This is a genomic window from Mesorhizobium sp. M0870 (assembly GCF_040319775.1).
GTDB lineage: Bacteria > Pseudomonadota > Alphaproteobacteria > Rhizobiales > Rhizobiaceae > Mesorhizobium.
This window is the reverse complement of the sequence record NZ_JAMYOI010000010.1, coordinates 131,984-151,952: the sequence shown is the minus strand read 5'-3', so window position 1 is coordinate 151,952 and position 19,969 is coordinate 131,984. Positions and strand designations below refer to the sequence as shown.

General features: G+C 63.6%; 17 protein-coding genes. 8 read left to right on the top strand and 9 right to left on the bottom strand.

Features of this window, described 5'->3' with window-relative positions; genetic code table 11:
- Positions 1 to 21: 21 nt before the first annotated feature.
- The 6 genes from NKH97_RS33320 to NKH97_RS14690 are packed head-to-tail and all read right to left on the bottom strand — an operon-like array spanning position 22 to position 5,295.
- Positions 22 to 177: a hypothetical protein gene (locus NKH97_RS33320; RefSeq protein ID WP_502897079.1), complete on the bottom strand. Its 156-nt coding sequence runs from the start codon at positions 175 to 177 to the stop codon at positions 22 to 24.
- Complete coding sequence (locus NKH97_RS14710) at positions 174 to 1,292, bottom strand: CaiB/BaiF CoA transferase family protein (RefSeq protein WP_502897078.1); 1,119 nt, start codon at positions 1,290 to 1,292, stop codon at positions 174 to 176. The genes NKH97_RS33320 and NKH97_RS14710 overlap by 4 nt, the downstream gene beginning before the upstream one ends.
- 39 nt (positions 1,293 to 1,331) lie before the next feature.
- Positions 1,332 to 2,363: an ABC transporter ATP-binding protein gene (locus NKH97_RS14705; RefSeq protein WP_352797560.1), complete on the bottom strand. Its 1,032-nt coding sequence runs from the start codon at positions 2,361 to 2,363 to the stop codon at positions 1,332 to 1,334.
- Positions 2,360 to 3,436, bottom strand: a complete 1,077-nt coding sequence (locus tag NKH97_RS14700) for an ABC transporter ATP-binding protein (protein WP_352797557.1) — start codon at positions 3,434 to 3,436, stop codon at positions 2,360 to 2,362. Before NKH97_RS14700 ends, NKH97_RS14705 begins: the two co-directional genes overlap by 4 nt.
- A 3-nt stretch (positions 3,437 to 3,439) precedes the next feature.
- Complete coding sequence (locus tag NKH97_RS14695) at positions 3,440 to 4,282, bottom strand: ABC transporter permease (protein ID WP_081734862.1); 843 nt, start codon at positions 4,280 to 4,282, stop codon at positions 3,440 to 3,442.
- A complete protein-coding gene (locus NKH97_RS14690) occupies positions 4,282 to 5,295 on the bottom strand; it encodes an ABC transporter permease (RefSeq protein WP_352797554.1) in 1,014 nt (337 codons plus the stop codon). Before NKH97_RS14690 ends, NKH97_RS14695 begins: the two co-directional genes overlap by 1 nt.
- A 184-nt stretch (positions 5,296 to 5,479) precedes the next feature.
- Here NKH97_RS14690 and NKH97_RS14685 point away from each other — a divergent pair, with 184 nt between their 5' ends.
- From NKH97_RS14685 to NKH97_RS14665, 5 genes are all read left to right on the top strand, one after another.
- Complete coding sequence (locus NKH97_RS14685) at positions 5,480 to 6,289, top strand: IclR family transcriptional regulator (protein ID WP_352797551.1); 810 nt, start codon at positions 5,480 to 5,482, stop codon at positions 6,287 to 6,289.
- A gap of 134 nt (positions 6,290 to 6,423) precedes the next feature.
- A complete protein-coding gene (locus NKH97_RS14680; RefSeq protein ID WP_352797548.1) occupies positions 6,424 to 7,176 on the top strand; it encodes an SDR family NAD(P)-dependent oxidoreductase in 753 nt (250 codons plus the stop codon).
- 211 nt (positions 7,177 to 7,387) lie between these two features.
- A complete protein-coding gene (locus NKH97_RS14675) occupies positions 7,388 to 8,737 on the top strand; it encodes a glucoamylase family protein (protein WP_128302893.1) in 1,350 nt (449 codons plus the stop codon).
- Positions 8,727 to 10,259, top strand: a complete 1,533-nt coding sequence (locus NKH97_RS14670) for a mercuric reductase (protein ID WP_352797545.1) — start codon at positions 8,727 to 8,729, stop codon at positions 10,257 to 10,259. The genes NKH97_RS14675 and NKH97_RS14670 overlap by 11 nt, the downstream gene beginning before the upstream one ends.
- A 165-nt stretch (positions 10,260 to 10,424) precedes the next feature.
- Complete coding sequence (locus tag NKH97_RS14665) at positions 10,425 to 11,660, top strand: glycosyltransferase family 4 protein (protein ID WP_352797542.1); 1,236 nt, start codon at positions 10,425 to 10,427, stop codon at positions 11,658 to 11,660.
- A 96-nt stretch (positions 11,661 to 11,756) separates the two neighbouring features.
- On the opposite strand, the gene NKH97_RS14660 is transcribed toward NKH97_RS14665, so the two are convergent.
- From NKH97_RS14660 to NKH97_RS14650, 3 genes are all read right to left on the bottom strand, one after another.
- Complete coding sequence (locus NKH97_RS14660) at positions 11,757 to 12,734, bottom strand: hypothetical protein (RefSeq protein WP_352797540.1); 978 nt, start codon at positions 12,732 to 12,734, stop codon at positions 11,757 to 11,759.
- A 235-nt stretch (positions 12,735 to 12,969) separates the two neighbouring features.
- Positions 12,970 to 13,545 (bottom strand): DUF1349 domain-containing protein, encoded by a 576-nt coding sequence (locus tag NKH97_RS14655; protein ID WP_352797538.1) that lies wholly within the window; start codon positions 13,543 to 13,545, stop codon positions 12,970 to 12,972.
- Between the two features lie 92 nt (positions 13,546 to 13,637).
- A complete protein-coding gene (locus NKH97_RS14650; RefSeq protein WP_352797535.1) occupies positions 13,638 to 15,077 on the bottom strand; it encodes an aldehyde dehydrogenase family protein in 1,440 nt (479 codons plus the stop codon).
- 268 nt (positions 15,078 to 15,345) lie between these two features.
- Here NKH97_RS14650 and NKH97_RS14645 point away from each other — a divergent pair, with 268 nt between their 5' ends.
- From NKH97_RS14645 to NKH97_RS14635, 3 genes are all read left to right on the top strand, one after another.
- A complete protein-coding gene (locus NKH97_RS14645) occupies positions 15,346 to 16,005 on the top strand; it encodes a TetR/AcrR family transcriptional regulator (RefSeq protein ID WP_164779967.1) in 660 nt (219 codons plus the stop codon).
- Positions 16,006 to 16,219: 214 nt separating this feature from the next.
- A complete protein-coding gene (locus NKH97_RS14640) occupies positions 16,220 to 18,631 on the top strand; it encodes a GcvT family protein (protein ID WP_023811550.1) in 2,412 nt (803 codons plus the stop codon).
- Positions 18,632 to 18,713: 82 nt separating this feature from the next.
- Positions 18,714 to 19,967, top strand: coding sequence for a sarcosine oxidase subunit beta (locus NKH97_RS14635; RefSeq protein ID WP_352797531.1), 1,254 nt, complete (start codon positions 18,714 to 18,716; stop codon positions 19,965 to 19,967).
- Positions 19,968 to 19,969 lie beyond the last annotated feature (2 nt).

Genomic DNA, 19,969 nt, shown 5'->3' with positions numbered 1-19,969 from the left:
GCTGTCACGCTCCGTGAAAGATCAGGCGGGGATCGGTTCGGCGGCAGGCGCATAGACGCTGACAGCCCCAGTGCCGACCAACTGGTAGATGGTCTCGGCGCTGTAGCCGAGCACGTCGGCCAGCACGGCAGCTGTGTCCTGGCCCAGCATCGGTGGCGCGGTGAAGTCGGCGGTCAACTGCGCGGCAAGTCCCTGCGCCGGGCGCACCATGGCGACGGAACCGAGATGCGGATGCGGCAAGGTCTGAACGAGGCCACGTTCGCGCACATTGGACTATCGAAGACTTCCGGTATCGATTTTACCGTGCCGGCCGGCACGCTGGCGGCGGCACAGGCCGACATCCAGTGATCACGCGGCTTGGTCTTGAAGACGGCGGTGAGGTGCGGGATCAGCGCCTCGCGGTTGGTGGCGCGCGCCCCTGCCTTGATGAAGCGCGCATCCCCAGCCAGATGTGGCAGATCAACGACCTTCTCGCACAGCGCCGCGAACTGGCGGTCATTGCCGACCGCCAGCGCAAAGCTGCCATCGGAGGCTTCGAATATCTGATAGGGAACGACCGTCGGATGGGCATTGCCGTATCGGGCGACCTCTCGGCCGGTGTTGAGATAACCGCTGCCGACATTGATCAGCAGGCTGAGCGCGCAGTCGATCAGCGACAGGTCGAGGAACTGCCCCTTGCCGGTCGTCGTTCGCTCGAAAAGCGCTGCCAGGATCGACTGCGTGGCGACCATGCCGCAGACGATGTCGGTGATGGCGACGCCGACACGCATCGGCTCGCCATTGCTCTCGCCAGTGATGGCCATCAGGCCGCTTTCGGCCTGCATGACGAAATCATAGCCGGGCCGTCCGGCATCGGGGCCGGTCTGGCCGTAACCGGAGATCGAGCAATAGATCAGCCGTGGGTTTGAGGCACTGAGCTCCTTGAAACCAACGCCAAGGCGATCGGCGGTGCCGGAGCGGAAATTCTCGACGACGATGTCGGCCTTCGCCGCCAGCTCGCGCACGATGGCCAGCCCCTGCGGGCTCTTCATGTCGAGCGCGATGCTCTGCTTGCCGCGATTGGCGCAGAGATAGTAGGTCGAGACACCCTTGTAGCTCGGCACCGACCACGCCCTGGTGTCATCGCCGCCGTCGATGTTCTCGATCTTCCAGACTTCGGCGCCGAGATCGGCCAAGCTCATCGTCGCCCACGGACCGGCCAGCACGCGCGAAAGATCGAGAACCTTGATGCCTTCGAGCGGCAGGCGCCCACGGCCCGCCGTGCTGGCATCGTCAGTTTGGGCTTCAGTCACGATAATATCCTTCGTGGGTACAGCAATCGTGAGGACCGGTCAGACAGCCTTTAAAGTGTTGACCGGCTCCGGGAAATGACAGGCGACCCGATGGGAACCGCCAGGCGGATCGAGCGGCGGTTCGACGGCAGCGCAGATCGCCTGCGCCTTGAAGCAGCGCGTGCGGAAGCGGCAGCCTGACGGCGGGTTGAGCGGACTCGGCACGTCACCGGTCAGCACGATGCGCTCGCGCTTGCGCTCCTTCTCGGGATTGGCGAGCGGCACCGCCGACAGCAGCGCCTGCGTATAGGGATGCAACGCCCTCGAATAGAGCTCGGCCGCGGGTGCGATCTCGACGATCTTGCCGAGATACATCACCGCGACCTGGTGCGAGATGTGGCGCACGACCGAAAGATCATGTGCGATGAACAGATAGGATGTGCCGAAGGACTGCTGAATATCCCTAAGCAAATTGAGCACGCCAGCCTGCACCGAAACGTCGAGCGCCGAAACCGGTTCGTCGAGGATCACCACTTGCGGGTTGAGGGCCAGCGCGCGGGCGATGACCACACGCTGGCGCTGGCCGCCGGACAGCTCGTGCGGATAGCGCTTGCCGTGATCGGGATTGAGCCGGACGAGTTCGAGCAGTTCGGCGACGCGCGCGCGGCGGTCGGCCGCCGACATGTCGCTCATGCGCAGCGGCTCGGCGATGTTGTCGGCGATGCGCATGCGCGGATGCAGCGACCCGTACGGATCCTGGAAGACCAGCTGGATGTAGCGCCGCATCAGGCGCATGTCTTCGTGATTGAGCGCGAGCAGGTTCTGGCCCCGGAACCAGCTTTCGCCGCTGGTCGGCTCGATCAGCCGCATCAGGCAGCGCCCGAGGGTCGACTTGCCGCAACCGGATTCACCGACGAGGCCCAGCGTTTCGCCGGGGGCTACGTCGAACGAGACATCAGCGACCGCACGGACATGGGCAACGGCACGGTCGAAGACGAGGCCGCCGCGAACCGGAAAGTCCTTGACGAGATGGCGTACCGAAAGCGCTGCCGCCGGCTTGGTTTCGACTTGAATTTGCTCCGCTGCGCTCATGGGCTCACGCTTCCATTGTCCAGGCTGGCCGCCACCAGCGCAGCGCTGTGGAAGGGCGGCAAGGTCGTCGCGAAATGGCAGGCCGAGAACCGGCCGCCAATATCGTGCAAAGGCGGATCCTCGGTCCGGCAGCGTGCCTCGGCATAGATGCAGCGCGGATGGAAGGCGCAGCCGCCCGGCAAGCGGCCAAGTGCGGGCGGCGAACCGTCGATCGAGAACAGCCGCTCGCGGCTTTCCTCGAGGTTGGGGATCGAGGCAATGAGGCCGCGCGTGTAGGGATGGCGCGGGTCGGCGAACAGCTCGGACACGCCAGCCTGTTCGACGACGCGGCCGGAATAGACGACCGCGACGCGGTCGGCATGACCGGCGACGACGCCGAGATCATGGGTAATCAGCACCAGGCCAAGGCCGAGCCGCTCCTGCAGCGAACGCAGCACCGACAGGATCTGCGCCTGCACCGTGACATCGAGCGCCGTGGTCGGTTCGTCGGCGATTAGCAAATCGGGATCGTTGGCGACGGCCATGGCTATGACCGCGCGCTGGCGCATGCCGCCGGAGCATTCATGCGGATACTGGTTCACCCGGCGCTCCGGCTGCGGGATCGCCACCAGATTGAGCAATTCCACCGCGCGCGCCATGGCCTGTTTGCGGGTGACGCGCTGATGCAGCCTGACCGCCTCGGCGATCTGGGCGCCGACGGTCATCACCGGATTCAACGAGGACAGCGGGTCCTGAAAAATCATGGCTATGCGCGCGCCCCTGATCTTGCGCATTTCGCGTGACGATTTGCCGACCAGTTCGTCGCCGTTGAAGCGGACCGAGCCGGTAACCACGGCGTTCTTCGAGGTCAGGCCGAGCGCGGCGAGCATGCCGACCGACTTGCCCGAACCGGACTCGCCGACAATGCCGACCACCTCGCCCTTGGCGACGTCGAGGTCGATGCCTCGCACCGCTTCAAACTGGTCGCCGGCCCGCCGGAACCCGACGCGCAGGCCACGAATCGAGAGCAGCGGCTCCTGCTCACCTGCCTTGTCGACGGCGCCGGAGCGCGCTGAAGATATCTGTGCGCTCATCGCCTAGTCCGACCTTGGATCGAGAATGTCGCGCAAGCCGTCGCCGATGAAGTTGAAGCCGAGCACGATGGTGAGGATGGCGACGCCGGGACCGAAGGCGATCCACCATTGATAGAAATGGACGGCGCCATCGGAGATCATCGAGCCCCATTCAGGCGTCGGCGGCGTGGCGCCGAGACCGATGAAGCTGAGCGACGCGGCAAGCAGCACGACCTGGCCCAAATCCATGGTCGCGCTGATCAGCACCGGAGTCCAGCAAAGCGGCAATATGTGCGTGAACAGCACGCGCCGCGGCCTGGCGCCGGCGGCGATTGCCGCCTCGACATGCTCGCGCTCCTTCACCTCCAGCACCTGCGCCCGCATCAGCCGGGCGTAGACCGGCCACCAGACCAGCACCATGGCGATGGCGGCATTGCCGAGGCCCGGCCCGAGCGACGCCGCGACGGCCATGGCGAGCAGCATCGGCGGGAACGACAAGGTCACGTCGACCAGCCGCATGATCGCCGCGCCGGTGAGGCCGCCGACGAAGCCGGAAATGGCGCCGAGCAGCGAGCCGATCACCACAGCCGAGACGACGACCAGGACCGCGATCGGCAACGAATGTGCGGCCCCGTGCAGAGTGCGGGCCAGCACATCGCGGCCGAGCGCATCGGTGCCCAGCCAATGCGCCCAGTTCGGCGGCTGCAGCCGGCGTGCGACCATTTCGAGCGGATCGAACTGCACGACCAGATTGGCGAAGACGGTCATGAACAGCCAGAACAGGATGACGATCGTGCCGATGACCAAAGGCGCGGTCAGCCATTCGGGAACAGCGGTGGAACGGGATCTGGTTTCGACCGCCGACATCAGCTCAATCTCACGCGCGGATTGGCCACGACATAGAGTATGTCGGTGATGAGATTGGTGACCAGGAAGGCGAGGCCGCCGACGATGGTAACGCCGATGATTGCCGGGAAGTCGAGCGCGCGCGCCGCCTCGACGGCATAGGAACCCATGCCCGGCCAGGAGAAGATGGTCTCGGTCAGCACCGCGCCGGTGATCAGATAGGCGAAGGAGTAGCCGATGACGGTTAAGGTCGGCACCATGGTGTTGCGCAGCGCGTGGACAATGACGACGCGGAATTCGCTCGCCCCCTTGGCGCGCGCGGTGAGCACGAACTCGCGGCTCATCACATCCAGCATGTTGGCGCGCACCAGCCGCGATATGGTGCCCGAAACCGTCCAGCCGAGCACGAAGGCCGGCAGAAGCAGGTGCCAGAGCGCGTCCTTGAGGACGGTCCAGTCGCCAGCCAGAAGCGAATCGATGGTCAGGAAGCCCGTGATGCCGGGCGGCAATGCCAGGCGGGCATCGACCCTGCCCGGCCCCGGCAGCCAGTTCAGCATGACGGAGAAGATGAACAACAGGCCGAGCCCCGACCAGAACACCGGCAGCGAAGAGCCGAACAAGGCGAACAGCCGCGCGCCATGGTCAATCAGGCTGTTGCGGAAATAGGCGGCCAGCACACCAAGCACAATGCCGAGCGTGGTGCCGAAGATCATCGCAGCGAAAACCAGTTCGAGCGTTGCCGGCAAGCGGTAGAGAATGTCGGTGCCGACATTGCGCTTGGTGATGAACGAGGTGCCAAGATCGCCGCTCAGCAGATTCCCAAGATATATCATATAGCGTTCCGGCAAAGGACGATCGAGACCCCAGCGCGCCTTGGCGGCGGCCACCACTTCGGGGTTGCTCATCTGCTGTTCGGCGACAATCGCGGTCAGCGGATCGCCCTTGGTCACCGTGGTGATCAGGAAGGCAATGGTGACGATGCCGAGCACCAGAAACGGCATGGCGATAAGCCGGCGCAAAATATAGCGAGACACGTGGCTACCTTCACAAGGAGGGGCTTCGTAAGATGGCACAGGGCGCTTGGAGATGCCATCGAGGGAAGCATATTGATAGTGGGGGAAAGCGCCTGTCAATATAAATGGAATTTAATTTCATTTTTGATACAACGCCGGCGACACCGGCCCGACAGGCGGACGACGACGCCAGAAAGACTTCAGCGTGCGCAAGCGAGCCACCAGGGACGAGACGGAGCTTGAAGTCGAAGGCGCGCAGCTTTCGTCGTCGCTGGTGCGCGGGCTCGGCATCCTGCGCGCTTTCCGCCCGGGCGATGCCTCACTCGGCAATCAGGACATCATTGCCCGCACCGGCTTGCCCAAGGCCACGGTTTCGCGCATCACCTATACGCTAAGCGCGCTTGGCTATCTCCTCTACGACAAGGACCTCGGCCGCTATAGCCTGGGACCAGCCACCGTGGCGCTGGGTTATTCGGCACTGAGTTCCAGTGCGGTCGTCCACGTCGCCCGGCCGCTGATGCAACCGCTGGCCGATCTGACGGGGGCGGCGGTGGCGCTTGGCACCCGCGACAGCCTCAACATGGTCTATCTCGCCAACTGCCGGTCGGAGAGCCTTGTCACGCTGCGCCTCAACCCGGGCTCCTATCTGCCTATCTGGAAGACATCGATGGGGCTGGCCTATGCGGCGGCACTTTCATCCGAGGAGCGTGCCCGCCTTGTGGAGGCTTTGCAGGAGGCCGAGCCGGACAGGGCGGCGATGATCGCGGCGGCGATCGACGATGCGATCGCCCAGTATGCCGACAAGGGCTATGTGACGTCGTTCGGCGCCTGGCACAGCTACATCCATGCAGTCGGCGTGCCGTTCCGTCCGAGTGACGGCTCGCCGCTGGTTGCCATCACCTGCGGCGGCATCGGCGAGATCATCACGGAAGAGCGCGCGCATGCCGAGATCGGACCGGCGCTGGTGGCGATGGTGAAGGCGCTGGGCAGAGAGCTCGAGGGGAGTCCCGGGTAACGGGATTGGCCCAGACGATCGGACTCGCATGCCGGCTTGAACTTGCCTGATCGTGACCGCACAGTCGCCGTCGATGGTATGGCGGTCGCGCGTGGTTGGCGTCCATCGGGTTCAGGTGACGGGGGGAGAATCAGATGCCGATGAATTTTGCAGGACGGTTCAGCGGTCGAGCGGCGGTGATCACCGGCGGCGCATCGGGCATCGGTCTGGCAGTGGCTCAGAGGATTGTCGAAGAGGGCGGACGGGTTTCAGTCTGGGATCGCGATCCTGCTCAGATCGAACAGGCCAGGGCTACCCTTCCCGGCCTCCACGGTGTTGCCATTGACGTCGCCAATGCGGCCGGCGTGGAACGCGCCAAACAGTCGGCGATCGAAGCGCTTGGCGGTGTCGACATCCTGGTCACCAGTGCGGCGATCACCGGACCCAACATGACGACCTGGAATTACTCGGTCGAAGATTGGCAGAAGGTCATCGACATCAACATCAATGGCGTCTTCTATTGCAACAAGGCGCTTGTCCCGCACATGCTCGAGCGCAACTATGGCCGCATCGTCAACATCGCTTCGATCGCCGGCAAGGAAGGCAATCCCAACGCTTCGGCCTACAGCACCTCGAAGGCCGCGGTGATCGGCCTGACCAAGTCGCTCGGCAAGGAGCTGGCCAAGACCAAGGTGACGGTCAATTGCGTCACACCGGCGGCCGTGCGCACCGCGATCTTCAGGCAGATGAGCCAGGAGCACATCGACTTCATGCTGTCCAAGATACCGATGGCGCGCTTCGGCGAGGTCGACGAGGTGGCGGCGCTGATCTGCTGGATCGCCTCGGAAGAGTGTTCGTTCACGACCGCCGCCGTGTTCGACGTTTCCGGCGGCCGCGCCACCTACTGAGGCAGGACGCATCTCAATTCCGCGTGACGACGCAACGAACTGGAGCGTAGGGGCGTATAGTCCAGACGTCGAATCGACGTTGACGCAACAAAGCTATGCGGGAAAGCTATGACGCGGCATGACAGTTCAGCATGCGTGATGACCTGCCGGCGCGGGGCAACTGGTTGGCGGTTGACGGACGCTGCAGCCATCCGGCGGGAGCTTGCTTGCTTTGCTTAGAGCCGAGCCTGGCGCGCTGTCCGACGACGAGCTTCTGGACCGCTATCAGCGCGCCGCCTTCGACTATTTCCTTGAGAACGTGAACCCCGAAAACGGACTGGTCGCCGACACCTCGCGGCCGAATTCGCCGGCCAGCATCGCTGTCGTCGGCTTCGCGCTGTCCAGCTATCCGGTCGGCGTCGAGCGCGGCTGGATGGCGCGCGATGCCGCCGCGAAGCTGACGCTGGCAGCGCTGCGTTTCTTCTCGGCCGGCTCGCAAGGCAATGGCGAGGAGGTCACCGGCCACAAGGGTTTCTACTACCATTTCCTCGACATGCGGACCGGCCTGCGCGTCTGGCGCTGCGAACTGTCGATGGTGGATACGGCATTGCTGATATCGGGCATGCTGGTGGCGGGCGCCTATTTCTCCGGTGACGATGACGAGGAAGCCGAAATCCGCCAACTGGCCGAGGCGCTCTACCGGCGCGTCGACTGGCGGTGGGCACAAGGCTCAAGCCCGACCTTGCGACAAGGCTGGAAGCCGAGGAGCGGCTTTCTCCACTATGGCTGGGAGGGCTACAACGAAGCCACGATCCTCTACGTCCTGTCGATGGCCTCGCCCGACAGCCCGACCTCGGACAACAGCTACGAGGGCTGGACGGCGACCTATCAGTGGGAGAACATTTACGGCTACGACGTGCTGTATGGCGGTCCGCTGTTCATGCACCAGTTCTCGCATGCCTGGATCGATTTCGCCGGCATCCGCGACGCCTTCATGCGCGAGAAGAACTCGGACTATTTCGAAAACAGCCGCCGCTCGACCTATCTGCATCGCGACTATGCACGCCACAACCCTTACGGCTATGGCGGCTACGACGAGAACCTTTGGGGTCTTTCGGCGGGCGACGGGCCAGGCGGTTTTCGCACCAGCGTGGAGCGACAGCGCCGGCGGTTTTCCGGCTATGCCGCGCGCGGCGCGCCGTTCGGGCCCGATGACGGGACGATCGCGCCTTGGTCCTATCCGGCATCACTGCCTTTCGCCCCGGAGATCTGCCTGGCGGCGTTGCGCCATCTCGGTGATCGCTACCCCGAGGTGATCGACAATTTCCGACTGCCGAGCGGTTTCAATCCGACATTGGCGAACCGGCGTAAATTCGGGAGGCACGGCTGGGTGTCGGAAGGCCACTATGGGCTGGATCAAGGCATCGTGGTGATGATGATCGAGAACCATCGGTCAGGGTTGATCTGGAGACTGATGCGGTCAAATCAACACATCCGCAACGGCTTGCGCAAGGCCGGATTCAATGGCGGCTGGCTGTCTCAGCCGGCAAGCCCGGCCTCGGGTGGCGGCGATGTCGCGTGACCGGACCAGGGCTACTGCCTTTCCTGTCGATCACAACGACATTGAGCTGATCAAGGGCGCCCATCCGCCGCACTGGAAGAACCCGCAACCGGACGGTCCCTACAACCTCGTCGTCATCGGTGCCGGGCCGGCTGGACTGACCGCCGCCTACGAAGCGGCCGGCCTCGGCGCAAAGGTCGCGCTCATCGAGCGCCACCTGATCGGCGGAACTTGCGTCAATGTCGGTTGCATCCCGTCGAAGTCGATCATCCGCACCGCAAGGCTTTATGCCGACATGCGCGACGCCGAGAATTTCGGCGGCGACATGCCGGACCGTCTTCACGTCAACTTTCAGCGCGCCATGACGCGGATGCGGCAGATCCGGCAGCGGATCAGCCGCGCCGATGCCGCCGATAGCCTGATTTCCGAAGGCATCGACCTCTATTTCGGCGAAGCGCGGTTTTCCGGAAGGGACGCTGTCACGGTCGCCGGACAAACCTTGCGTTTCAGAAAGGCGCTGATCGCGACGGGCGCGCGCCCGAGGCTGCCGACGATCTCGGGGCTTGCCGACGCCGGCTATCTCAGCAACGAGACCATGTTCGATCTCACGGAGTGCCCGAAGCGGCTTCTGGTCATCGGCGGCGGACCACTCGGTTGCGAAGCGGCGCAGGCCTTCTGCCTGCTGGGCGCGAAGGTCATCCAGGCGCAGCGCGAACCGATGTTCCTGCCCGGTGAGGAACGCGATGCCGCCCAAATTCTTTCGGACGCGCTGGCGCGCGAAGGTGTCGAAGTTCGCCTCAACACCGAGGTGGTGGCGGTGCGGACGGAAGGCGGCAAGAAGCTCGCCGACCTGGTGTGCGACGACGTCACGACGACGATTTCCGTCGACGAGATCATCACCGGCATCGGCCGATCGCCCAATGTCGACGGCCTCGACCTGGAAAACGCCGGGGTGGCATATGATGCCGACGGTATCAAGGTAGACGACTGTCTCCGCACCACAAATCCGCGCATCTATGCGGCGGGCGATGTCTGCCTCGCCTACAAATTCACCCACACCGCCGAGGCGACAGCCCGCATGGTCGTGCGCAATGCCCTGTTTCTCGGACGCAGGAAACTGAGCGAACTGGTCATTCCGTGGTGCACCTATACCGATCCGGAGATCGCCCATGTCGGCCTCTATCCGGCGGAGGCGCGCCAGAGCGGCATTCCGGTCAAGACCTATACGGTGCTGATGCACGATGTCGCCCGTGCGGTGATGGACGGCGAGGAGGAGGGTTTTGTCAAAATCCACGTCAGGGAGGGGTCCGACCGCATCCTGGGCGCCACGGTCGTCGCCAGCCATGCCGGCGAGATGATCAATGCGGTGTCGCTGGCGATCAAATCGGACATGGGAATGCGGGCGCTGGCCGACGTCATCCATCCATTCCCGACGCAGGCGCAAGGCATCAAGATGGCCGGTGACGCCTATCGGCGGACAAGGCTCACCTCATCATGGAAGCATCTGGCGGGCCGCTGGTTGGCGTGGTCCAGGCGATGGTGACATTCGGCAGGGCGCGCAACTGGTGCATCTGACATTCAGCGACGATACGGCGCTTGACGAAAGCGGCGTTCGGCTGAACAAGTCGAAGCCGATTGTTGTGGTTTTGGGGCCGTCGCGCATGTCGTCTGGAATGAAGCCTCCGGCGCAAAGCCCAGAGCGTCCGCTTTGAAACCCGCGGACGCACAACCGCTCGACGCTGTCTCCGCGGCGAAAGCCGGGCGACGTGTGCTGGTTGTGTCCCACGATCCGGCCTTTCCGCCGATCTCCGGCGCGGATTTGCGGAACTACCGCAATGCTGAGTCTGCTGCGCAATTCGGCCCGGTCTGCCTGGTGTCTGTGCTGCCGCAGGCGACGGAAACAACCGATCCGTCGATCCGCACCGAAGCCTTGTCGATCAAGGGAGAGGCCCGCTCCGCCTCGATCGGGTGGTGGCGCATAAGGGCGGAGCGTCGCATCTCGCGCGTCGCCTTGACGCGGCTGGAGGCACTGGTTCGGGACTTCCGCCCCGATACGGTGCTGATCGAGGGCATCGGCCTGTTCAAGCTGCTGCGGCCTTTGCGGGCACTGACGAAACATCTCATCCTCGACATGCACAACGTCGAGTCCGACTTGGCGGGGCAGTTGCGGCACGTCGATGTGAAGCGGCCTGCGGTGGCGACGATCACGCCAAGCCTTGGCATCAGGCGTCTCGAGAGAAAAGCGATTGCCCTTGTCGACCGGGTCTGGGTCTGCTCGAGCCAGGATCGAGAGCGGTTGATGGCGCTTTCCCGGCATAAGTTGCCGATCGATGTCGTTCCAAACGGAATTCCGCACGCCGGGCACAGCCCCGAAACGCTGCCCGACGAGCCCGGATCCGGCGAAAGCTTTCCGGTGATCCTGTTCGTCGGCCATCTCGGCTATCCGCCAAACGTCGACGCCGTCCAGAGATTAGCCGGCTCCATACTTACGGGCATCCGACTGGCCTTGCCGACCGCGACACTGATTCTCGCTGGGCGCAACCCGACAACGGCCGTGCAAGCGCTGGCAGGATTGCGGGGCGTGGAGCTCGTCGAAGACCCCGAAGACATGGCGCCGCTTCTGTCGAGAGCGCATCTCACCATCATCCCGCTTGCGGCAGGCGGCGGCACCCGCATCAAGATTTTGGAGGCGATGGCGTGGGGCGTGCCGGTGATCGCCACGCCTCTGGCGGCCGAGGGCCTGGATCTGGTCGACGGGGAGGAACTGCTGCTGTCGGATACCGATGAAGGGCTTGCCGGAATGGCTGTCGGACTCTGCCTGGATGCCGACCGCAGGGCACGGCAGCGCATCCGCGCGCATCAAGCGGTTTGGGCAAGGTTCGGCCCCCAAGCCATCCGCGATGCCGTCCGCGGCGGGCTGGGGCTGGACGAGGCAGGTGCATGATCCTGCCTCCGCCAGATATGGAGGAGCGGCATCGTTCGACATCGCTTGCAGGAGCCCCGCTTCGCACAGCGTCCAAGCGGAATTTCGTGGCCTGCCCTATCGGGATGCGTGCTGAAGTTCTTGCCGAATGGGCTCGAGATAGGTTTGCGGATGCAAGCGTCCCCAAACATGGCCCCGGTCGGTCAGATGTGCGACCTGCTCTATCCAGCGCCTCGGCGTATCTGGGTCCCTGACCTCATGCCAGTCGTCGACGATAATGACCGGCAGGCCGTGGTAGAGCGAGTCGAGCGGCGAGCTCTTGGTGACGACGATGCAGCCGAGATAAAACAGCTCCCATGTCCTATGGCAGTCCAGGCCGTTGCCTTCGGTGGACAGCACAAGCGGGTATTGTGAGTACAGTTGCCAGATCGAGCGCTGCGAGACGCGTTTCGTCAGGAAATCGACATGCGGACATCCGCCCAGGGCATCAAGCAGTTCCCGGCGCTGTCTCGAGCCATTGCTGATGCTGAAATCAGAAAACAGCCTCGGCGGGCGGCGGCCCACATGATCCTGCCGGGCGCGTATGATTTCCAGTTGCTTCACAAGCCCTGCCGGCGTGGCAAGGGACCGAGGCGTGTGAAGATCGAGCCCGATCGGGAAAGGCTTCACTCTGGGGTGAGTGCCGTCACAATTCTGGCTGTACCAAGAGACCAGGAAAGGGTTGGCGAGAAGTTGGTCGACGGTGTCCTTCGCCAGATCCGACGGCACCGAAGCATCTCCGTCGGTCGTCAGCAGCGTGAACGGTGCCGTGATCGTCGGCAGCACGATCCTGACGAACGTGTCGAGGTCGCAGGTTTGCGCATCCCTGGACAAGGTGCTCAGGCGCAGCCAGACGATGCCATGCGCGCCGCTGTAATGTTGGCGGAAAAATGCCTCGCTCTGCGTCGATGCAGTTGGCGCGTTGCGATACCAGCGCGGCCCGGCGAAATCGCAGAAATGCCCGATGCCCTGCGACCACAGCACGGGCGGAACGTCAAGAAACCTTAGCGCCCTGGAATAGACGACTCTTTTGACAGCCCTTCGAAACCTGCCCATCGGCAACTCCTAGCGCGGATGCCAATAGCGTTGCAACGTACTGCCTGGCATATTCGCCTTGAGCCGAACCCGGGCTAAAAATTTCGAGCCGTCTGGCGGCGTCGCAACTGGCTGACGATCTCGCCGGCTGCAGTGCCGCGACCAACTCCCGGCACGGACAGAGGCACGCGGCGGTCTACAGACTTGATCGCGGCAAAGGTCGAAGTGCTTGCGGTTCAGCGCAAGACCGCACATCTCAATCGTGCAATTCCCGCGATATCGGCGGACCGAGGGAGAAATCGGAGAACGTTACCTCAAAGCCCTCGCGTTGCGGCGAACAGCACATCATGCCGATATCGACCGTCTTCGAGGTCGGGAAATAGGCAAGCCGCACAGGCTTCCAGTGGCCGTCGGAAGCATCGAGGTACTGGACGCGGATCGCCTCGGCGTGACGGGTGAACCGGATCCTGACGCCGTTCGGATCGGCATGAATGGCGACCAGCGACCAGTCTGACGTGTCGTTGGTGACGACAACGGAGAAATAGGCAAGGCCGTCGGTGTACTCGATACCGGCCTTGATCCAGTGCGTTTCGCTGAGCCGGACCATCAGCCCGGCCTGATCATAGAGGACTTCGTAGTCGCCTTTGACCGTGACTTCGGCGCTGAAATCGCCTTCGACCGGCCGGTGCAGGAAGTGGCCGTTGTCGCGCCAGAAACCGTAGAAGGTCTCGCGCCAGAAATCGGTCTCCTTACCGGTGCGCACACGAACGCTGTCGCCGTCGATAGAATGGTGCGGCGGCGGGTTAAGCCAGGTCAGATCTTGCACTGTCATCCTTTCGCGCCGCTCCAATCCAGATGTGTATCGCGGTGTTGCCGGCATGGTCGGCAGTGACCGATCAGTCAGGCTGGTCGGTCGACGGCCGATCAGCCTGCGAACGTATAGGCCGTCTTCTCCGTGGTGTAGAACTCCGCCGCATAGTGGCCCTGCTCGCGCGGCCCATAGCTCGAACCCTTGCGGCCGCCGAAGGGAACATGGAAATCGACACCCGCCGTCGGCAGGTTGACCATCACCATTCCGGCCTCCGAATTGCGCTTGAAGTGCGTGGCATGCTTGAGGCTCGAGGTGCAGATGCCGGAGGTCAAGCCGAAGGGCGTGTCGTTGGCGACGGAAAGCGCCTCGTCATAGTCCTTGACGCGAATGACGCTGGCGACAGGTCCGAAAATCTCCTCGCGCGAACTGCGCATGGCATTGGTGGCCTCGGTCAGCAATGCCGGCTGCAGATAGAAGCCTGGCGTCTTGCGGTCGAGCCGCTCGCCGCCGAAGGCGAGCGTGGCACCTTCCCTGACGCCGATGGCGATATAGTCCTCGTCCTGCTTCAGCTGCGTCGCGTCGACGACAGGACCGATCTGGGTCTGCGCGTCGAGCGCATCGCCGATGACCAGTTTGCTCATGCGATCCTTGAGGGCATCGACGAAACGGTCATGGATGGCCTCGGTCACGATCAGCCTGGACGACGCGGTGCAGCGCTGGCCGGTCGAGAAGAAGGCGCCATTGAGCGCGCAATCGACGGCGATCGCAAGATCGGCATCGTCGAGCACGAGCAGTGGGTTCTTGCCGCCCATTTCAAGCTGGAACTTGCGCATGTGTTCGATGCTTGCCGCGGCAACGCGCTTGCCGGTACCGACCGAGCCGGTGAAGCTGATGGCGTTGACGTCGGGACTGTCGAGCATCGCCTGACCGACCACCGAACCCTTGCCCATGACGAGATTGAGCACGCCCTTCGGCAGGCCGGCGCGATGCAGGATGTCGACAATGGTCCAGGCGCTCTCGGGAACCAGCTCCGCCGGCTTGAAGACGACGGTGTTGCCGTGGGTTAATGCCGGGGCGATCTTCCAGGCCGGAATGGCGATCGGAAAATTCCATGGCGTGATGATGCCGACCACGCCGACCGCCTCGCGCGTCATCTCGACGCCGACGCCCGGTCGCACGCTCGGCACGACCTCTCCGGTCAAACGCAACGTTTCGCCGGCAAAGAAATCGAAAATCTGGGCGGCGCGAATGGTCTCGCCGATGCCTTCGGCCAGCGTCTTGCCTTCCTCACGCGCCAGGTTGCGGCCAATCTCGTCCTTGCGCGCCAAAATCTCGTCGGAGGCCTTTTTCAGCACCGCGTGACGCGCCAGCGGACCGGAGCGGGACCAAGCCGGGAACGCTGCCTTGGCCGCGGCGATCGCCTGCTTGGCCTGTTCGACACCCGCCGAGGCATAATCGCCGACGATGTCACCGGTATCCGAGGGGTTGATGTTGCGCGAACCGGCGTCGCCGACCCACTCGCCATCGATGAGGTTCTTTCGAAACAGCGTCATATCGTATGTTCCTGCTTGTTGGCCGCGCGGGCATCTGTCTGAACTGGTATTTGCCAGACAATTGCCTCGCGGGAAAGCAAACAGTGAACCAGCAGCCGCGACAAAAATCCCCGCTTGCGCCGCGCGGATGGCGGGCGACGACAATGCCCCATCGAGCCTCGATGCAGCCAACAGCCACGATGCATCGTTCGGCTTGGGGCCGATTTGGTCTGTACACAAATGTCCATAGCCTTGATTTGCCTGAGGCAGCGTGTCATGCGTCGTGTCGATGGCAGCTCTCGAAACGACGATTCAGCGCGCCGGCGCCACCGGCAATATCAAGGCCACTCGCGAAGACTGGCTGAAGCTTGCGCTTGAAACGTTGATCTCTGACGGGGTCGAACGCGTCCGCGTGCTGACGCTTGGACAGAAGCTCGATGTGTCGCGTTCCAGCTTCTACTGGTATTTCAAGAGCCGACAGGATCTGCTCGATCAATTGCTGGATTACTGGCGGCAGACCAACACCAGGTTCATCGTCGAACGGGCCAGGCGGCCTTCCGCGACCGTCATCCGCGGGGTGATGAGCATTTTCGAATGCTGGGTGGACGAAAAACTGTTCGATCCGCAGCTGGATTTCGCGATCAGGGCCTGGGCCCGCCGCTCGCCCGCCATCAGGCGCGCGCTCGACGAGGCCGACGAGGAGCGCGTCAACGCCATCCGCGACATGTTCATGCGCCACGGCTATGAGGAAGAAGACGCGTTCGTGCGAGCCCGTGTGCTGTATTTCATGCAGATCGGCTATTACTCGCTTGAGCTCAACGAGCCGATGAGCAGCCGCCTGCCTCACGTCGCCGGTTATCTGCGCAGCTTCACCGGCCAGGAGCCTCCGGCGGAGGATGTCGAAGACTTCTCGCGCTATGTCGAGAAAACGCTTTCGCGCAACCGATAGTACGGCCCGTTCGGCCCCCGCGGCTGGCGACTTCGCGGGCGCGCATCGGCCCAAATAGCAAGCACGTTTGCTGCCGATAGCAGCGGAGGCGCCCCTCTGCCGCATCGGCGCAAAGCGACATCATGGACCGTTCATTCCGTCCTCCGCCAAGCTCTGGACACATATGTACAATACCGATAGGGTACGCCACACTGACTGGGTGGAGTGCGACAGGATGAAATCCCAATACAGGGCGATCGTCATCGGCGGCGGCGTGGTTGGAGCCTCGGTGCTCTATCACCTGGCGAAGTTCGGCTGGAGCGACGTCGCGCTTATCGAACGCGAGGTACTGACAGCGGGATCGAGCTGGCATGCGGCCGGCGGATTCCATGCGCTGAACGCCGATCCCAACATCGCCGCCCTGCAGGCCTATACGATCGACCTGCTCTCCGAGGTCGAGAAGGAATCGGGCCAGAGCATCGGCATGCACATGACCGGTGGCATCTCGGTCGCCTCGGCGCCCGAGCGCTGGGAATGGCTCAAGGCCTCCTACCGCATCTTCCAGACCATGGGCATCGACGATGTCCACCTGGTCGGTGTCGATGAGATCAAGCAGCGCTGCCCGATCCTCAACACCGACGGCATGCTGGGAGGCCTCTTTGCCGCGCGCGAGGGCCATATCGATCCCTCAGGCGTCGTGCACGCCTATGCCAAGGCAGCCAGGCTGCGCGGCGCCGACATCATCGAGCACAACCGGGTGCTGGAACTCAACCGCCGCGCCGATGGCGGTTGGGACGTGGTCACCGAGAAGGGCACGGTGATTGCCGAGCACGTCGTCAATGCCGGCGGACTGTGGGCCAAGCAGGTCGGCAGGATGGCCGGCATCGACCTGCCGGTATCGCCGATGGAACACCATTATCTCGTCACCGAGGCATTGCCCGAAATCCAGGCGCTGGACATGGAATTGCCGCTGATCGTCGATCTCGAAGGCTTCACCTACATGCGCCAGGAGCAGAAAGGCCTTCTGCTTGGGATCTATGAGGTCAACCACAAACACTGGAACATGGACGGGGCGCCCTGGGACTACGGCATCGAACTGATCCAGGAAGATACCGACCGCATCGCCGACGAGCTGGCGCTCGGCTTCAGCCGTTATCCCTGCCTGGAGACAGCCGGCATCAAGCGCTGGGTAAACGGCGCCTTCACCTTCTCACCGGACGGCAATCCGCTGGTCGGCCCGGTGCGCGGCGTGCCCAATTACTGGGTGGCGTGCGGCGTCATGGCCGGTTTCCTGCAAGGCGGCGGCGTCGGCAAGTCGCTGGCCGAATGGATGATCCATGGCGAGCCGGAAGCCGACGTCTACGGCATGGACATCGCCCGCTATGGCGACTTCGCCTCCAACCGCGAATACATCAGGCAGACCACCGGGCAGTTCTATTCGCGCCGCTTCGTCATGAGCTATCCCAACGAGCAGCTGCCGGCGGGACGGCCCTTGAAGACAGCCGGCGCGCATGACGCGATGGATGCCGCCGGCGCGCGCTGGGGCAATTCATGGGGCATGGAAGTGCCGCTCTATTTCGCGCCGCAAGGCTTCGTCGAGACACCGACGCTGAAGCGCTCCAACGCCTTCGACATTGTCGCACAGGAATGCCGCAAAGTGCGCGAAGGTGTCGGCCTGCTCGATATATCAGCTTTCTCGCGCTACGAGATCACCGGTTCGCGGGCCGAGGCTTGGCTCGACCGGCTGCTTGCCTGTGCGCTGCCCAAGCCGGGACGCGCCAAGCTCGCGCCGATGCTGGGCGAAAACGGCAAACTCAAGGGCGATCTCACCGTCTTCAACTGGGGCGATGGCTCCTGGTGGATCATGGGATCCTACTATCTGCGCCAATGGCATATGCGCTGGTTCGAACAGCATCTGGGCGACGGCGTCACCGTCCGCGACATTTCCGATGCGGTAGTCGGTTTCTCGCTCGCCGGACCCAATGCGCGAATGCTGCTCGAGCGGCTGACACACCAGGATGTCTCGCACGAGGCTTTCGGCTTCCTCGCCTGCAAGACATTGGATGTCGGCCTGGTGCGGGCCAAGGTCGGTCGGCTGTCGGTCATCGGCGAGCTCGGCTACGAGATCCATTGCGAGGCCAATGAGCACGCGGGCCTGCGCCGTGCGCTGCTGTCGGCAGGCAAGGATCTTGATGTGACCGAATATGGCTTCGGCGCGGTCAATTCGCTGCGGCTCGAAAAGAGCTTTGGCATCTGGTCACGCGAGTTCACGCAGGACTATACGCCTGATGAGACCGGAATGGGCCGCTGGATCGCTTTCGACAAGGGCGATTTCATCGGCCGTGAGGCGGCGCTGAAGGAGCGGCAGGTTAAATCCCGGCGCACGCTGGTGACGCTCGAAATCGACGCGGCGGATGCCGATGCCAGCGGCTACGAACCCATCTGGAACAAAGGCGGGCTCACCGGCTTCGTCACCTCCGGCGGCTATGGCCATACGGTCGGCAAGAGCCTCGCCATGGCGCTGGTCGAGCGCGAGGCGGCCGAGATCGATACGCAGTTGACAACCCACATCGTCGGCGTCGAAAGAGGTGCGCGCGTCATCGCTTCGTCGCCATACGATCCACTGGGCAAGGCGATGCGGGCATGACCGATCGAACCGGCGGCATCCGTGCAAAAGACCATGCAATGATTCACGTTCCCTTCAGAAATTCAGATCTGTCCGGCACGCCATGACCAGACGCTATTCCGCATTATCGCTGTTCAAGGAGGGCCTGGCCGGCCAGACTGGCTGGAAGCCGGCCTGGCGCTCGCCCGAGCCGAAGCCAGCCTACGACGCGATCGTCATCGGCGGCGGCGGCCATGGGCTGGCGACGGCCTATTACCTGGCAAAGAACCACAACATCACCAGGGTCGCTGTGCTGGAAAAGGGCTGGATCGGCGGCGGCAACACCGGCCGCAACACCACCGTGGTGCGCTCCAACTACTATTACCCGGAAAGCGTTGAGCTCTACGGGCTGGCGCACCGCCTTTACGAAGGGCTGGGCAAGGACCTGAACTACAATGTCATGCTGTCGCAGCGCGGCATGGTCAATCTGTGCCACTCGACCGCGGAGATGGAGATCGGCGCGCGTACCGTCAACGCTATGCAGATCAACGGCATCGATGCCGAATTGTTTTCTCCCGAGGATGTGCGCCGGGTGGCGCCGATCTACAATTTTTCGCCGGACGCGCGCTTCCCGGTGTTCGGCGGCATCTGGCAAGGCAGGGCCGGCACGGCGCGCCATGACGCCGTCGCCTGGGGCTACGCGCGGGCGGCGAGCCGGCTCGGCGTCGATATCATCCAGAACTGCGAGATCACTGATTTCATCATCGAAGGCGGCCGCTGTCGCGGCGTCCAGACGTCGCGTGGCGCGATCCGTGCCGACCGCATCGGCATGGCGGTAGCCGGGCATTCTTCGGTGCTGGCGGCAAAGGCCGGCTTCCGGCTGCCGATCAATTCCTATGCGCTGCAAGCCTGCGTGTCCGAGCCGGTCAAGCCGATCCTCGACACGGTGGTGCTGTCGCCCGGCTGCGGCGTCTATGTCAGCCAGTCGGACAAGGGCGAGATCGTCATCGGCGGCGGCCTTGACCGCATCCCTTCCTATGCGCAGCGCGGCAATCTGCCGACGCTGGAGGAGGTGATTGCCGGTCTTTTGGAAATGTTCCCGATCTTCGGCCAGCTCAAGCTGATGCGGCAATGGGCCGGGATCGTCGATGTCGTGCCGGACTCCTCGCCGATCATAGGCGAATCACCGCTGCCCGGCCTGTTCCTCAATTGCGGCTGGGGCACGGGCGGCTTCAAGGCTATCCCCGCCGGCGGCACGCTGCTGGCGCAGTTGCTGGCGACCGGCAAGCACAACGACATCAGCCGCCCCTTCGACCTCGATCGCTTCGCCAGCGGGCGGCTGATCGACGAAGCGGCCGGCTCCGGCATCGCGCATTAGAG

Coding starts and splice junctions, on each gene's coding strand:
- NKH97_RS14705 (WP_352797560.1), bottom strand. CDS start 2,363: ATGAGCGCAGCGGAGCAAATTCAAGTCGAAACCAAGCCGGCGGCAGCG.
- NKH97_RS14700 (WP_352797557.1), bottom strand. CDS start 3,436: ATGAGCGCACAGATATCTTCAGCGCGCTCCGGCGCCGTCGACAAGGCA.
- NKH97_RS14695 (WP_081734862.1), bottom strand. CDS start 4,282: ATGTCGGCGGTCGAAACCAGATCCCGTTCCACCGCTGTTCCCGAATGG.
- NKH97_RS14680 (WP_352797548.1), top strand. CDS start 6,424: ATGCCGATGAATTTTGCAGGACGGTTCAGCGGTCGAGCGGCGGTGATC.
- NKH97_RS14670 (WP_352797545.1), top strand. CDS start 8,727: ATGTCGCGTGACCGGACCAGGGCTACTGCCTTTCCTGTCGATCACAAC.
- NKH97_RS14660 (WP_352797540.1), bottom strand. CDS start 12,734: ATGGGCAGGTTTCGAAGGGCTGTCAAAAGAGTCGTCTATTCCAGGGCG.
- NKH97_RS14655 (WP_352797538.1), bottom strand. CDS start 13,545: ATGACAGTGCAAGATCTGACCTGGCTTAACCCGCCGCCGCACCATTCT.
- NKH97_RS14650 (WP_352797535.1), bottom strand. CDS start 15,077: ATGACGCTGTTTCGAAAGAACCTCATCGATGGCGAGTGGGTCGGCGAC.
- NKH97_RS14645 (WP_164779967.1), top strand. CDS start 15,346: ATGGCAGCTCTCGAAACGACGATTCAGCGCGCCGGCGCCACCGGCAAT.
- NKH97_RS14640 (WP_023811550.1), top strand. CDS start 16,220: ATGAAATCCCAATACAGGGCGATCGTCATCGGCGGCGGCGTGGTTGGA.
- NKH97_RS14635 (WP_352797531.1), top strand. CDS start 18,714: ATGACCAGACGCTATTCCGCATTATCGCTGTTCAAGGAGGGCCTGGCC.